General features: G+C 59.2%; 10 protein-coding genes. 8 read left to right on the top strand and 2 right to left on the bottom strand.

All coding sequences use genetic code 11. The features are described 5' to 3' along the window. Positions 1–213: 213 nt before the first annotated feature. The gene (locus tag BGIM_RS0139710; RefSeq protein WP_162136337.1) at positions 214–1,803 is read left to right on the top strand and encodes a TIGR02996 domain-containing protein; all 1,590 of its coding nucleotides are present in this window, start codon (positions 214–216) and stop codon (positions 1,801–1,803) included. A gap of 104 nt (positions 1,804–1,907) precedes the next feature. On the opposite strand, the gene BGIM_RS0139705 is transcribed toward BGIM_RS0139710, so the two are convergent. Next, on the bottom strand, positions 1,908–2,390 hold the full coding sequence (locus BGIM_RS0139705; RefSeq protein WP_020475160.1) for a VOC family protein: 483 nt from the start codon (positions 2,388–2,390) through the stop codon (positions 1,908–1,910). Positions 2,391–2,830: 440 nt separating this feature from the next. Here BGIM_RS0139705 and BGIM_RS59110 point away from each other — a divergent pair, with 440 nt between their 5' ends. The 4 genes from BGIM_RS59110 to BGIM_RS0139685 all read left to right on the top strand — a co-directional run bounded on the left by BGIM_RS59110 (position 2,831) and on the right by BGIM_RS0139685 (position 9,995). Further along, entirely contained in the window at positions 2,831–4,276 is a 1,446-nt protein-coding gene (locus BGIM_RS59110; RefSeq protein WP_020475159.1) for a serine/threonine-protein kinase, read from the top strand. A gap of 88 nt (positions 4,277–4,364) precedes the next feature. Continuing rightward, the gene (locus tag BGIM_RS0139695) at positions 4,365–7,172 is read left to right on the top strand and encodes a hybrid sensor histidine kinase/response regulator (protein ID WP_020475158.1); all 2,808 of its coding nucleotides are present in this window, start codon (positions 4,365–4,367) and stop codon (positions 7,170–7,172) included. A gap of 4 nt (positions 7,173–7,176) precedes the next feature. Beyond that, on the top strand, positions 7,177–7,650 hold the full coding sequence (locus BGIM_RS59105; protein WP_020475157.1) for a chemotaxis protein CheW: 474 nt from the start codon (positions 7,177–7,179) through the stop codon (positions 7,648–7,650). Next, positions 7,647–9,995 (top strand): cache domain-containing protein, encoded by a 2,349-nt coding sequence (locus BGIM_RS0139685; protein WP_020475156.1) that lies wholly within the window; start codon positions 7,647–7,649, stop codon positions 9,993–9,995. The genes BGIM_RS59105 and BGIM_RS0139685 overlap by 4 nt, the downstream gene beginning before the upstream one ends. A 130-nt stretch (positions 9,996–10,125) precedes the next feature. Here the strand turns inward: BGIM_RS0139685 and BGIM_RS0139680 are convergent, their stop codons facing one another. Further along, entirely contained in the window at positions 10,126–11,430 is a 1,305-nt protein-coding gene (locus BGIM_RS0139680; protein WP_029631592.1) for a thymidine phosphorylase, read from the bottom strand. Positions 11,431–11,532: 102 nt separating this feature from the next. Between BGIM_RS0139680 and BGIM_RS0139675 the strand changes: the two genes are divergently transcribed. The 3 genes from BGIM_RS0139675 to BGIM_RS0139655 all read left to right on the top strand — a co-directional run bounded on the left by BGIM_RS0139675 (position 11,533) and on the right by BGIM_RS0139655 (position 14,715). After that, positions 11,533–12,921: a hypothetical protein gene (locus BGIM_RS0139675; protein ID WP_040891693.1), complete on the top strand. Its 1,389-nt coding sequence runs from the start codon at positions 11,533–11,535 to the stop codon at positions 12,919–12,921. Between the two features lie 768 nt (positions 12,922–13,689). Further along, on the top strand, positions 13,690–14,223 hold the full coding sequence (locus BGIM_RS65260; protein ID WP_020475151.1) for a TIGR03000 domain-containing protein: 534 nt from the start codon (positions 13,690–13,692) through the stop codon (positions 14,221–14,223). A gap of 81 nt (positions 14,224–14,304) precedes the next feature. After that, positions 14,305–14,715, top strand: coding sequence for a PDZ domain-containing protein (locus tag BGIM_RS0139655; RefSeq protein ID WP_020475150.1), 411 nt, complete (start codon positions 14,305–14,307; stop codon positions 14,713–14,715). The last annotated feature ends 47 nt before the right edge of the window (positions 14,716–14,762 follow it).

Here is a 14,762-nt window from a genome sequence, read left to right as displayed (position 1 = left end):
AGGGTGACCGGCATGGGATTGTTCAAACGCCTCCGGAAATCATTTTTTCTTCAACCTCCGGATGAAGAACCCAGGCAGCCTCCTCCTCGGAAGGAACCACCCAAACCCGAACCAAGGCGACGGCAAATCGTCGGCCGGGTGCGGAGGTTCACCACCGATTTCGGACAGAGGCTGCTTTGGATGGAGATCGGCGAGGACGGCGAAGCAAGAACAATGACTTGGCGCCCTGAAACACCGGAGGACTTGGAGAAAGCTCGCCGGTTTTATGACAGTGCCCGCGGTGTCGGACCCGATGCCCCGGAAAGACGCCGATTGCGGCCAGGCGCTCCTGTGCGGAGAACCTCGGAGGAATTGCGGTTCATCTCGGCCATCCTCGCCAGGCCAGATAGCGACCGGCCCTATCTCGACTATGCCGACTGGCTGGAGGAAGAAGGCGATGCCTACGGAGCATACATCCGCGCGTGCATCAATCAAAATAACACTTCCATGACATCTTCGCCTGAAATCTGGCTGGAACACGACAGGACCCGAGAAGCCTTGTTGGAGAAGCATGGCGAAAAATGGATCAAGCCGCTCACAGACTTGGGATTGCAGCCGGAGGTCATCGGCATTCGCAATCTGAATTTTTGGTTCAAGCATCGCGGAACAATTCAGGAAATGGAGATCGACCGGCCGGGCATCCTGCCGGAGAATGCCGCCCGGTTCTTCGGTGGCGCGCCGCTTGTTCGACGGCTTCGCCTGAATGACGAAAGCTGTGACGTGGGACGCATCGCCCGTGTGCCGCAAATGGCCCAAATCGAGGAAATCGAAAGTTTTGACGCGGCACCACCGCACTTTATGGAGATGTGCCGTTCGCCGCATCTGGCCAAACTCCGGCGTTTGGACTTGCTGTTTGATTCGACCGCCGAACCGCTCGGCGAAGAGGGCGGGCAGGCACTGGCGGCCGCGCGTTGGCTGACCGGCCTGCGTCGGCTCAAAATGTCCTACGCCAAGATGGGCGACCGGGGCATCCCTTGCTTCGTATCCGTCCCGGCGGCCGCCCGGTTGGAATATCTGGAACTCCCGAATGACGGCGGCACCGGAGAGGGATTGGCGGCCGTGCTGTCTTCCTCGCATCTGTCCGGCCTGCAAACACTGATCTGGAACGGGAACAAATGTGGCAAGGATGCGTTTGCCTTGTGCCACGCCGCTCCCTGCCGTGATACCCTGCGGGAACTGGGCTTGGGGGCTTGCGTTGAAGACGGAGATGGCGTGGCGGTGGCCGAATCCCTGGCCGCCGCTTCTTTTGCTCGCTTGGAACGATTCGATTTCAACGGCAACCGTCTGGATGGCGGCGGCCTGACGGCTCTGCTGGCCGCCCCGTGGCTGGCCGGACTACGGACTCTCAATCTTTCCAAGACACAACTTGGCGACGCGGAATTGGAATCGCTGGCGCAAACCGATTTCCGACGACTGGAACATTTGCAGATTGATTATAATGTCTTCCGCGATGCCGGAGTGTCTGCTCTTTGCCGAGGACTGTCTTGGCCCGCCCTCAAAAAACTTGATTTGATGGCAGATGAAGACCAGCCGCCTCCCGGTGTTGATGCCGCGCAGGCCTTGGCGGCCTCTTCTCGCTTCCCCAATCTGGCCGAACTCGACCTGCGAGGCTTCACATTGGGAACCGCCGGAGCCGAGGCGCTTGCCCGTTCTTCTCGCCTGAATTCGCTCACCTCTTTGAAGGTGACGGCCAGTCTGGTCAGTTCAGACGGAGGAGGGATGTTGCTGAATCGCTTCGGCGAATCCATCCTCGATGTGTCTTGATTCTCACGCCGGCACAAGACCGCCCCAACGGGTTTGAGCGTTGAGGATGGCCATGCGCCGACTTGGCTTGCTTGGCGAGAGACCAGTCGAAATGGCGAGGTCAATCACCCTTCGCAATTCTCTCCCATGGTTTTCGCCATCTCGGCCATCCGGCGGGTCATTTCCTCCGGCGGCACATCTTCAATGTGCGTCGCGAGCATCCATTGATGGCCGAACGGGTCCACCAGCGAACCGCTGCGGTCGCCGTAAAATTGGTTCGCCAGCGGCCGGACAACCGTGGCCCCGGCGGCGACGGCCTTTTCAAAGGCCTCGTCAACATTTTCCACGTAAACCATGAGGCTGGCCGGTGAACCGCCGAGCGTGGTCGGGCTTTTGGTTCCCCATTTGGGGTTCTCATCCGAAAACATGAAAATGGCGTTGCCAATCTTCATCTCGGCGTGGCCGACCAGTCCCCCCGGACCGGGCATTCGGAAGATTTCCACCGCCCCAAACGCGGCCTTGTAGAACTCCAACGCTTTCGCGGCTCCTCCGATGAACAAATACGGCGTGAGGCTTGTGTAACCGTCCGGAATGGGTTTGACTGCCATTTTTCTTTCCTTCCACCAAATGTGGTGATGCGTGGTTTGGGCGAACAAGCTTTCTATCGGCTGACGCCCTCACATACCTGAACAAAATTCCACGTGTCAATCAAATGAATTTCCGGTGAAAAAATGGTTGGCTGTTCTCAGAAAATTGTTCTGGCAGACTTGCGAATGAGGAGGTATATTTATGGGAGAAGAAAGAAAAGGTTGGATATTCGACAAGCAATCCCACCGTGGCCAAAGGATTCGACTCCCAACCGAATACTTTCCATACCACAGAAGAATTTTGCGATTAATACGGGTGTTTTGAACTCGGACGGCGATGAAGCCTCCGATTGTCTTGTACAAAATTGAGTCTCTCGCCTCGTGTCACACCTTCTCAATCTCTCCCCGAGAAGGTCGCTGATCCACAGCGAAGTCCGTCGGCATGCGGACGGGGTATTTTCATGACTCTTGATCAGACACTCGTGATGAGTTCACTGGCTGTCGGCACGGACACCGGCAAGGCTGGCATGCCCACGGATGTCACCCAGTGCATTGGTCCGAACGATTCTCCCAAGGTGCCCGTTGTGAAGAGCGCTCCCCGCTTCGTGGTCGGAGACGTCCTCGGCAAATATCAGATCACCGCGTTCATCGGCCGGGGCGGCATGGGCGAGGTCTATCGGGGATTCGATCCGCTCATCGAGCGGGATGTGGCCCTGAAAGTCATCCCGGCCGAACTGATGACCAACGCGGAAATGCTCCGGCGTTTTCTGGCCGAGGCCCGCGCCGTCGGCAAGTTCATCCACCCAAACTCCGTCGCCCTACATGAAATCGGCCAGGAAAAGGGTCTGTACTTCCTCGCAATGGAATACGTTCCCGGCGGCGCCGTGTCGGACCGGTTGGAGAAGCTCGGCTCTTTGGATTTGAAGACGGCCGGCAAATGGATCTTCGAGGTGTGCCAAGGGTTGGCTGCCGCCCATCAGGCCGGGTTGATCCACCGGGACATCAAGCCGGAAAACCTGTTGCTGACGGCCGATGATCGCATCAAGATCACGGACTTCGGGTTGGCGAAAGCCTCCAACGACACCCGCAAGGAACTGGAACGCACCCAACCGGGGCAGTTGCTCGGCACGCCGTTCTACATGAGCCCCGAGCAATTCAGCGGCGAGGCCGTGGACGCCCGGTCGGACATTTATTCGGTCGGGGCGACGCTCTACCATTTCATCACCGGATGGCGGCCGTTCTCCGAGGCGACGACCATCATGCAAATGATGTACTCGCACTGTCAGAAGCCGATCCCCGATCCGCGGGTCATCAAGCCGGAAATCCCGATGGGCTTCGTGGAGATGATCCGCAAGGCAATGGCGAAGAACCCGGCCGAGCGGTATCAAACATGCAACGAGATGGCATACGCCATCACCCAATTGTTAAGCCATCCCTCATCGTTCACCCCGACGAAGCTGGTGAAACCCCCGGTCGTCCCCGCCCCGACCCCCATCCTGACGCACATGCCGGTGACGGTTCGCTCCGGCTTTACCCCGCCGAGCATCTGGCTGCTGGAACCGTCCAAAGTGCAGTCCATGATCCTCAAGGACAACCTGAAGAACCTTGGGATTGATTCCATCCGCACATTCAGCACGGTGGCCGAAGTGATGGCGGCCGGAACACAGAAAATGCCGCATGGCTTCATCACCACCATGTATCTTGACGACGGCACCGGCGAACAAGCCGCCGTGCAACTGCGTAATCTCCCCAAGGGAGACTCGGTGACCTGTTATCTGATTCACAGCGGTTCGGTCTGCACGGAGGCCACCCCGGAACTGCTGAACATGAAACTCCTTCGCAAGCCCGTCACCAAAGACATGCTTGCGACGGTGGTGGCGGAACTCGCAGGAAAGATGAGCAAGTGATCGCCGGTGTTTCAATCCCCTTGTTGAAACGCCGCGACCGAATCGAAAAAGCCCCAGCCTGACACAGCCGGCCCGGAGAAGTGAATTCGTGGAAGAGTCGTCGGTTATCCAGGAATTTATCCTGGAGACCACCCACGTCCTGCAAACCGTCGAGCAGGACTTGCTGAGTTTGGAACGAGCGTCCGATGTCGGCACACTCAGCCGGGTGTTCCGCTCCCTTCATAGCATCAAGGGTTCCAGCAGCTTTCTCGAACTCGCGGCCATCGAGAAACTCAGCCATCACGCCGAGACACTGCTCGACCTGCTCCGCAAGGACAAGCGAAAACTCACCCCGCCGATGAACGACGCCCTGCTAAAGTGCGTCGATCAACTCCGCGAGATGCTTCAGCAACCCGATTTCGGGCAAACCATCAATCTCGACGCCACGCTGGCCTCGCTGGAAAGCTTTATCAAAGGGGAACCGCCCGCCCCACCCCCGCCGAAACCAGCGCCGGTGTTGGATGCCCCCGTCACGGGCAGCACCGTTCACACTCGCATCCAGTCAATACTGCCTTCCATCCCGGCGAGCATTCTGCCGGAGACGATACCTCCGATTCCCTCGCCACCACCGACTCCGCCGCTGGTGGCGGCCTCCCCGCCGCCGTCGATCAATGTGTCCGTGTCCGTGCCGGTGAAATCCGGGGAAGCCTCGGCCAACAGTTCCCCTCGCATCGAAGTGATGGTGAACCCGCCGGTGAACATGACGGCGAGTCTGCCGCCAAAGAGCGTGACTTCTGCCGCCAAACCGGCACCGGAGCCGGAACCGGCCGAGGAAGACAAGATGATGCGGGTCCGGGTGAAATTCCTGGATGACCTGCTGCAGTTGACCGGCAACATGGTGATGGCCCGGAACCAATTGCTCGCCAAATACAACTTCGCCGACGACCCCGCATTCATCACCCTGTCCCAGTGCGTCACCGAGGTTCACAAAACCATCGTCCAGACGCGGATGAATCCCATCGGCTCCCTGTTTGACCGTTGCGAACGTCTGGTACGGGATCTGTCACGGCAACTGGCCAAGGAAGTGAAGCTCGAGATCACCGGCCGGGAACTGGAACTTGACCGAAGCGTGTTGGAATCATTCGCCGACCCGCTGATGCACCTGCTTCGTAACGGGATGGATCATGGGCTGGAGGCGACCGCCGACCGGCAAGCCGTCGGCAAGCCGCGAACCGGGTTGTTGAAGCTCGGTGCCCGCGAACAATCCGGCGAAGTCATCCTCTCGCTGGCCGACGACGGCCGGGGCATCGACTTGGACGCAGTCAAAGATAAGGCTGTCGCGAAAGGATTGATTCCCGCCAGCCGGGCCGCGATGTTGAATCGTCGCGGGATCATGGACCTGCTGTTCATGCCCGGCTTCTCCACGCGGGACGACGTGACCAGTCTGTCCGGCCGGGGAGTCGGTCTTGATGTCGTTCGCACAAATATCGAACAACTCGGCGGCATCGTCGAAGTGGACAGCAACCTCGGCCAGGGAACCACATTCACGGCCCGTATTCCGCTCACGCAGGCGCTTGTCTCTTCGTCGCTGATCTCGGCAATCATCGTCAAGTCGGGCGAACAGCGTTACGCGATCCCGCAAACGGCTGTCGATGAGATCATCCGCGTCAACCCCGAGGGGGACCGCGACCGGATTCACCGCATCAGTGGCCAGTCGGTTTATCAACTCCGCGATCAGGTGTTGCCGGTGGTTTCGCTGACCGAAGTGCTGGGCCTTCCCGTGCAAGAAGAAGGGGACGGCGCCCGCATCCTGATCGTGATGCAGTTTCGCGGCCAGCTTTTTGGCCTCCAAGTAGAGGGCATACTGGGCGTCGAGGAGATCGTCGTTCGGCCGCTCCCGGAACTGGTGCGGCACTGCAAAATCTTCACCGGGCACACTGTGATGGGTGACGGTCGGGTGGCCCTGATCCTTGACGGCAACGGCATCATCAGCCATCGGAAACTGGTCTTCGCGGACGAGTTCCACAACCGGCACAACGGCCACGCGGCCGAACGCTCGGATGGCCCGCAACGGCTTGTGGTGTTCAGTTTCGCGGACGATGAATTCTTCGCCATTCCGCTGGAGATGGTCTCGTACATCGAGAAGATTTCGACGGCCGCCATCAAAAAGGTCGGGGCGCGCGAGTTCATCCAGGTGAACCAGCGGACGATGCCCATTCTGCGGATCGACAAGGTGATGAGCGTCAGCGCCATGACCCCGCACAAGGAGGCGTATCTCATCATCCCGGCCCGCGTGAACTACCCGATTGCCGTGCTGGCCGGGCGTTCGGTGAGCGTGGTGGACGTGGCCGAGCATTATGAATCCCGCCTCAGCGACGGCCGGGGAATGCTCGGGACATTCATGCACCAGGACCGGCTGGTGATGCTCCTCGACTTGTACCACCTGTTCGAGAGGCATTCGCCGGACCAGTTCCGTTCGTCACCGCTGGAAACCCGCCCGGCCCATATTCTGGTGGCCGAGGACAGCCCGTTTTTCCAGAACCTCATCCGCAGTTATCTGGAGAACCCGCCCCGGCGGTTGACAATTGTGGCCAATGGCCGTCTGGCGCTCGAACTGTTGCAAGCCAGCCCGGAGGAGTTCGACATTCTGGTGTCGGACATCGAAATGCCGGAGATGGACGGCTTCGAGCTGGTGAAGAAAGTCCGGCTGGACGCCCGGCTCCGCACCTTGCCGGTGATCGCGGTCACCTCGCTGGCGACGACCGAACACATCGAGCGAGGCCTGCGCGAAGGCTTCGACTCCTACCTGATCAAGATCGACAAGGAACAGCTCGTGAAGACCATCGAGCGAAACATCGAGCGGGGCATGCAACACCGGGCCGTGACCAAGGCGCTGGCGAACCGGGCGGAGGGCTGACCCCATGCACATCGTCACCTTTGCGGCGGCCGGCGGCATCCACGGCATCCCCATCCTCGCGGTGGAGGAGTTCACCCGTCCCGTACCCGTCACCCCGGTCCCGCTGGCTGACCGGCGTGTCGCCGGGTTGATGAACCTGCGGGGCAAAAGCGGCACGGTCATCGATCTTCGCAAATGCTTCGTCAAGCCGCATGGCGAACCCTCGCCGAACGGCAAGATGATCTTGCTGGAGACAACCGACCGTCTGACGGAAGAGGCCCGGCAGCTATCCGTGCAAGTCTTCCGCGAGCCGGTGGTGTTGCTGGTGGATCGCATCTGCGACATCTTCCCGATCCGCTTTCAGGATGTGCAACCCCGCCCCGCCCATGTGCCGGAGCGATTTGTGACCGGCGTGTTGAAACACGGCAAGGACTACGTTTCCCTGATCGATCTGATGATCCTGATCGACGACATTCTCAATCCCAGAGGAACATCATGAGTTCGGCCATCGTGCCCGCGTCGAACAAGACCATCACTCTCGCCGGCAACGGGGAGACGCCCGCCACGGATAGTAAGTTCAGCATCTTCAGCCCCGTGGTCACGGTCGAACACCGCGAGTTCTACGAGCGGATTGTCTCCGAACTCAACGGCGTATTCCCCATCTGCACGCAGGGGAAATGCACGGCCGTCGAAGTGAGCGAGGACGCCACCGAACAGGAGCAGATCACCGACCTAATGAAGCGCGTCGAGAGTTTTTCCGGCGAGTTGCTGGAGGTGACGAAGCAACTCTTCGACCAGTTCTATCAGGCAAAAGAACACTTCTGCAAGATGATCCACGGCACGACGGCGTACGTGAAGATCAACCTGATGGACCGCAACCTGTTGGAGCGCACCTGCGACGTCCGCTGGTGGGCGCTGGAAACCGCCTTCAGCGACGTGATCGAGTTCCGGGAGCGGGTGTCGGAACGGTTGCGGGCCATTTTGGACGGGCCGCATAACAAGCCGGATGGCGATGTCTTGCGGGAAGTCATAGAGGAAAAGGAGCGTTGGGAAGTCAACGCTGCGGCCAACGAGCGGCTTCAGAAATCGCTTGCCATGTTCGACGACACGGAGACGTTGATCGCCGATGTGCGGGCCGTTCTGAAAAAAGCCTCGTTCGCCTGTGACCGGCTGGAAGACATCAACAGTTCTTACACGCTGTATCGGGATCTGGTGATCGCCTGCCGTGATGGCATGATTATCGCCAACTCCAACAAAACGACCCGCCCCCGCGTGTTGGGACTGAACGTCGCCGGAGAGAACTGGTTTCAAAAAGCCTTGACCACCAAGGATGGCACGCAATACCACGCCCAAGACCTAACGGAATCGAGCATCGAGACCGAGCGGAGCCTGATCTATTCCGCAGGCATCCGCGAACAGAGCGACAACTATGGCAAGGTGATCGGGGCGATGGGGGTCTTCTTCGACTTCCAAGGCGAGGCCATGATGATTCTGGAGGATCACATGAGCCGGGACGCGGACAACTTCGTCGAAGACGGCTGGTATTCGTTTATCACCAACTCCGAGGGGGTGGTAATCGCCTCCAGCGACCCCGGCGTGATTGAACCGGGCAAAAGCGCCCACCTGCCGCGCAAACAGCGAACCCCCCCGGCCGGGTTGCGGCCGATGACTTACTCCGTGATCGAGGGCCAGGAATCGGCTGTTTTCTCGGCCCGGACGGACGGTTATCTCGATTATCCCGGTCTCGGGTGGGCGAGTCATCTCGTCGTGCCGAAGGATCAGATTTTTCGCACCGCCGCCTCGAACACGCAACTCGGCATCAGCATTGATGAACTGATGCAATCTCGCCTCGTGCCGGACATCAACAAACAGACATTCACGAAGGTGCAGGACGACAAGGAATCGATTCAGCTCATCTCGCTCAACGGGATTGTTTTCGCCTCGAAACTCGGCAAACGAGGCGTGGCGCTCGGGCCAATTTTCGACCAGATTAAACAGACTGGTGAGTTCACGACCAGCAAGATGGAATACTTGCTGACGGAAATGGCCGTCGGCGAATTGCAACTCAACTTGCAAGCACTTGAAAATTTCTCCAAGCAGGCCATCGATCTGATTGACCGCAACCTGTTCGAGCGGGCGGCCGATGTGCGCTGGTGGTCCACGGATCAATACTTCTGGACCGCGTTGAAAGACCCGACGCCAGAAAACTTCCAGAAAGCGGCTCACCGGATGGAGGTCATCAACGGCTCGTACACGATGTACCGAAATCTGGTGCTGGCGAATCGCAACGGCGAAGTGGTCGCCTCGGCCCGCAGCGAGGATCGGCACAAACTCAAAGCCGTCAGCGTGTACGACGACCAATGGTTCCTGATGGCGATGCGAACCAACAAATCAAGCGAGTATGCCGTGCAGGATGTGATGACATCCAAGCTGGAACCCCGCAAGGAACGCTCGCTGATTTACTCCGGTGGCGTCCGGGTCGGCGGCGCGAGAGCGGGCGATCCCATTGGCGTGGTCGGCATCCTGTTCGATTGGGACACGGAGGGAAAGAAGATCCTCGCCACCTGTCTGCCCAAAGACCGCGACGGCCGCCTGATCGGCGGTTGCGCCGCCTTTTACACCAACTCTCACCACGAAGTCATCGAAACCACCGACCCGGAACACTTCCCCGTCGGCAAGCTACTCTCCCTCCCGATGGCCCACAACCAACTCAAAGCCGGCCAATCGACTTCTGGCTTGTTGGTCATCAACGGCCAGCGCTACATCATGGGCTCGTCCCGCACCAAAGGCTACCGCGAATACGCTGGGCTCGGCTGGCTGGCGCATGTGTTGCGTCCGGTTTGAAGGGCCGTGAAGCCGCGACGCGAAGTCTTCGCAGCGGAGCGCGGACTTCCTGTGTCAAATAATTGCCATAACTAACCACGACTGAACGCAGGAAGTCCGCGCTCCGCTCCGAAGACTCCGCGTCGCGGCTTCAAGGCTTTATTTCTTCCACCACCAAGTTTTCCGGTGTCACGTTCCCATCGCCAATGTTAATCGCCTTTTCCAACAGTGGCAACGCGGTCTTCAACTTGGCCGGGTCGGAGTAATGCACTTCGAGAATGCCATCGCCTTCCCGCACGGTTGATCCCACGGTGGCCAGCACGCGGACGCCGACAGCGTGATCGACGTGGTCGGCGGCTTTGGCCCGGCCGGCGCCGAGCATGGTGGCGGCGATGCCGATGTTGAAGGCTTCGAGACCGTGGACGACGCCGGGGCGGTTGGCGGTCAGGATGTGGCGGTGCGGGGCTTGGGGGAGTCGTTTCGGGTCGTCGATCACGCGGGGATCGCCGCCTTGTTGTTCGATGATCTTGCGGAATTTCTCCAAGCCGGCCCCGGATTTTAGGGCCTTTTGCACGTCGGCCAGCGCCTTGGCCGGGTCAGTCTTGTTCCCCATCTCAACCATCCGGGCGGCGAGGGCGACAGACAAGTCGGTGATGTCAACCGGGGCTTCGCCGCGCAGGGCGTCGATGCACTCTTGAACTTCAAGGGCGTTGCCGACCATTCGACCCAGCGGGGCGTCCATTCGCGTAATCATCGCCTCGGTGCGGACGCCGTTGGCGTTGCCGACGGACACGATGGATTTCGCCAGCGCACGGGCATCCGGCAGCGTCTTCATGAAGCCGCCGAGGCCAACTTTCACATCCATTACCAACGAGTCGATTCCCTCGGCCAGTTTCTTGCTAAGGATCGAGGCAGTGATGAGCGGGATGCTTTCCACGGTGCTGGTGGCGTCACGTAGCATGTACAATTTGCGGTCGGCGGGCGCCACCTCGGCCGACTGGCCGATCATGCCAACGCCGACTGTTCGCAAGGCCGTGCGCAATTCATCTTCGGAGAGACCGACACGGAATCCGGGAATGGCTTCGAGTTTGTCCAGCGTGCCGCCGCTGTGACCAAGCCCCCGGCCGGACATCATGGGGACAACCAACCCGCAACAGGCGGCGAGCGGGGCGAGAATCAGGGAGGTTTTGTCCCCTACGCCGCCGGTGCTGTGCTTGTCCACTTTGGGGCCGGGGATGTCGTCCCAGCGGTAACTTTTGCCGGATTCGGCCATGCACTTGGTGAAGCGGGCCGTCTCGTCCGGGTTCATCCCCCGCAGCCAGACGGCCATCAGCAGGGCGGTGAGTTGATAATCCTCCCAACCGCCATTGGCCGCCGCCGACACGAAAGCCTGAATGGCTTCCGGCGAAAGGGGTTGCCCGTCTCGCTTTGTGCGAATAATATCGATGGCCCGCATGGGAAAGCCGCCTCTGAAAATCGGCAACGAACCTTGTGCCTTCGGCATTCCGGGGCACAATGGATGGTTTAGAGGATTGATCGGGATCAAGCGAGGAGCATCTTGGCACAGTCACATGCGATTTTGATCGGCATCGAGGAAGTTTCGGGGTTTGCCCGCTGGCCGCACACCATCACGGAACTCGGCCATCTCGCGGACACGCTGGCGCTGGCTGGCGTTCCCAAAACGCATCAAACCGTGCTGATGGGTGCGGCCGCCACCAAGTCGGCCGTCGAATCACGACTGCGAAAACTGTTGAAAACACTGGCCGCCGGGGACGATCTCTGGTTTGCCTGGGGCGGCCCAAGTTTCATCGTCGATGGCGAAACGTTTCTGGCGACTTCCGATACTTTGGAAGACGACCGGGATGCCACCGCCATCCGACTGGCCGATCTGGTGCAAGCCATCGACCAAACGGGAGCGCAAACCCGTTGGCTGACCGACCTGCCTGAATTCGGAACCGATGACGGTTTGACAGACGCCGATCACATGGTCGGTTTGCGCTCCCATGCAACCGGAGAGATCTCACACACCGCCAACAATCGCCGGGTTTGGCTGCATGCCCTTGGCGAAACCCTGCGGGGCAAAACACCGCCGGTGGCCGGGCCGCACATCACGGCCGCCGAATTAAATGACTGGCTGACGGACGAGCTTCCCCGAGCCATCCGCAAGGCGATCACCGAACCCGGCCCGCAAACCCCGGTGTTGATCGGCCGGGACAATATTCCGTTTCCCGTGGCCGTCCCGGAGGCTCCGAAGCCGCCGAAGGCAAAATTGAGTTTGAAGCAATTGAAGCGACTGGTCTTCCGGGGAGAACGTCCCGCGAAGATCCGGGAATTGTCTGGCTACCAGAAAAACTACCGGCTGCCGGAGGCCAACACACCGTCGGCCCAAAAGTGGCTTCACCGGCTCGCCATGCCGGAATTGCAGGCTGATTTGGACGAGAAGTTCAACGCGATCCGCGAGGAACTTGGCTACAAACGCAAAGACCTCGAATGCGTCCTCGGGCCGGACGGGTTCGGCTTCATCCGCACCCCGGCGTTTGATTATGCCGTCAGCGTGACCATCGACTCGCTGGAACCGACGACGATGCTCTGGCGCCGGGAATTGTCCCAATTCGCCAAGGCCGACCTGTTGCAAAAGCCCGCCTTCCGGAAAGTGTTCCCCGACGCGCTGGAAACACTGGAATTCCACTTTGACACGCTGATCGACATCGAGGAACTGGTGGACCGCATTGAGGACAACCGCCCGGAGGGGGTGAAAATCCGCGTCGGCAGCGATGCGTCTTACTGTGAGGTGACAGTCACCGGATTCTTGGGTAAAGTGCGGGTGGAAAAATCCCTCCTGCGAATCGACGGCCCCTCCGGCCTCGGCCCGGCGTCGTTGGTGGAACAGTTTTTCGCCTTTCAGGCCCAATTCGGCGGCAAGAAAGGATTGCCCGCGATCAAGTGATCCGGGTTTGAGTGAAATTTATATCGGTAAAATTTTTCCAAAAAGAACAGCCCGTTTTTTTGGCAAAATCATCATTTTTCATGTCACATCAATTTGTGTATTTTGCCTATCTTTGCGGGACGAAAATCGCCGAAGCCGCAATGGCAGTCCGTGCCGCTATTGAAAATCGGTGGGTTGATGGCGTCCGATCACATTCGGAATCAACGTCCCGAGTCGGCAAACTGCCCCAAAAGACGGACGGCACAACTCACCGTTGAAACCAGGAGTTGAACACTCCAGAAAGGTTCTGACTCGATGTACAGCATCGTGATGATCGCCGCGATGACGGCCGCCCCTGAAACACCGGAGTTTTTCCTTCGGTGCCAGCGGCCTTCCTGCCCGCCGACATTTTGCCCGCCGATCTATTGTCCTCCATGTCCTCCATGTCCTCCATGTCCTCCGCCGCCATGCCATCATCACTGCCCGCCGATGAATTGCGGAGGGTGTCTTGGCTGCGCGGGCATGTGGCCGAATAACCACATTGGCTGCACAGGGACATGTCATGGGTGCTGCGGTGGCATCCCCCAAGGTTGCACGGGGACATGTCATGGGTGCTGCGGTGGCATCCCGCAATGGTGCCCGCCCACGAACTGTTGCGGCTGGCAACCGCCGTATCCTCCGTGCCCGCCCACGAACTGTTGCGGCTGGCAGCCTCCATACCCGCCGTATCCCAATTCGGGACGAGGCGTTCCGGTCAGCCTTTCCGACATATTGGAAACTCATGCCCAAGTGCGGACTGTCACACTGCCGGAAAACCAGGCCCAGATCAAAATGCGCGTTCCAGAGGCCGCCAAGGTGTATGCGGACGGTTATTTGACGGGGGAAACGGGGATGATCCGCACGCTGACCACGCCGGCAATCTCATCCAACCAAGACCACTGTTACACGGTGAAGGTGGAGGCGGTCATCAACGGGGAAACCCGGGTGGCCAGCAAACGGGTGGTTGTCCGGGGCGGCCGGGTCACGCCGGTTGATTTCAGCAGTCTGGCCGACTCCAAAGCCACCAGTGCGATCAGCGTGAATGTGCCGTCCAAGGCAAGATTGTTGATTGATGGCGTGGAAACTCCCGCCCTTTCGGGAACGACGAACCTTAACACACCGGAACTGGAGTCCGGCAAATCGGTGAGCTATCTGTTTCAAATCGAAACACCCCGCGACGGTCGAATTGAACTGGAAACCCGCCGGGTGACCTTCAAGGCGGGCGAAGCGGTTGTCGTGGATTTCTCGCGCAAATCGGCCGACAGTGTGGTGACCTTGAAGTGAGGTGACTTCAAAGCAGGCCCGACAGACATCGGGCCTGCTTTGTCTCGAAATCCCTTTCGATCTTATTAGCGAGGTGTTTTCATGCTGGCCAAAATGCATTTGAAACTGTTCTGTTTGACGGCGCTGATCTTCTCGGGCATTTCGTTCTCGCAGGAAAAGACATTGGTTGTCATTCCTGAAAAATCGGGATCTTACATCATCCCCAAAGGAAAATTGGGGGTGACTGTCGCGCCTGTCCGGGTGATGATCGACCAAATCACCTACCGGGGCTGCCAGATCCTCGAAGTGATCGCGGATTCTCCCGCCTCAAAAAACCGGTTGGAAGCAAATGACATCATCACCGAGGTGAATGGAACAAAGACCCTCAAGCCGGCCGACATTCTTGCCGAGATCGAGAAGTCGAACGGAAAGATCGCTATCAAGGCGATCGACTCCCGAACGGGCCGGATTGTCGAAATCAAGGACATCGAATTGGAAATGGTTAAGAAATAGTGTTTGCCCTGAATCACACAGGAGCCACCGCATTCATGCAATTTTTT

Origin of the sequence: Zavarzinella formosa DSM 19928 (genome assembly GCF_000255705.1) — a bacterium.
GTDB lineage: Bacteria > Planctomycetota > Planctomycetia > Gemmatales > Gemmataceae > Zavarzinella > Zavarzinella formosa.
The sequence above is the reverse complement of the archived record's forward strand: the minus strand, read 5'-3'. Positions and strand labels throughout refer to the sequence as shown.

Bases quoted from the DNA above. Each gene is read 5' to 3' on its own strand.
- BGIM_RS0139680 (WP_029631592.1), bottom strand. From the start codon at position 11,430: ATGCGGGCCATCGATATTATTCGCACAAAGCGAGACGGGCAACCCCTT.
- BGIM_RS0139705 (WP_020475160.1), bottom strand. From the start codon at position 2,390: ATGGCAGTCAAACCCATTCCGGACGGTTACACAAGCCTCACGCCGTAT.
- BGIM_RS0139655 (WP_020475150.1), top strand. From the start codon at position 14,305: ATGCTGGCCAAAATGCATTTGAAACTGTTCTGTTTGACGGCGCTGATC.
- BGIM_RS0139710 (WP_162136337.1), top strand. From the start codon at position 214: ATGACTTGGCGCCCTGAAACACCGGAGGACTTGGAGAAAGCTCGCCGG.
- BGIM_RS0139685 (WP_020475156.1), top strand. From the start codon at position 7,647: ATGAGTTCGGCCATCGTGCCCGCGTCGAACAAGACCATCACTCTCGCC.
- BGIM_RS59105 (WP_020475157.1), top strand. From the start codon at position 7,177: ATGCACATCGTCACCTTTGCGGCGGCCGGCGGCATCCACGGCATCCCC.
- BGIM_RS59110 (WP_020475159.1), top strand. From the start codon at position 2,831: ATGACTCTTGATCAGACACTCGTGATGAGTTCACTGGCTGTCGGCACG.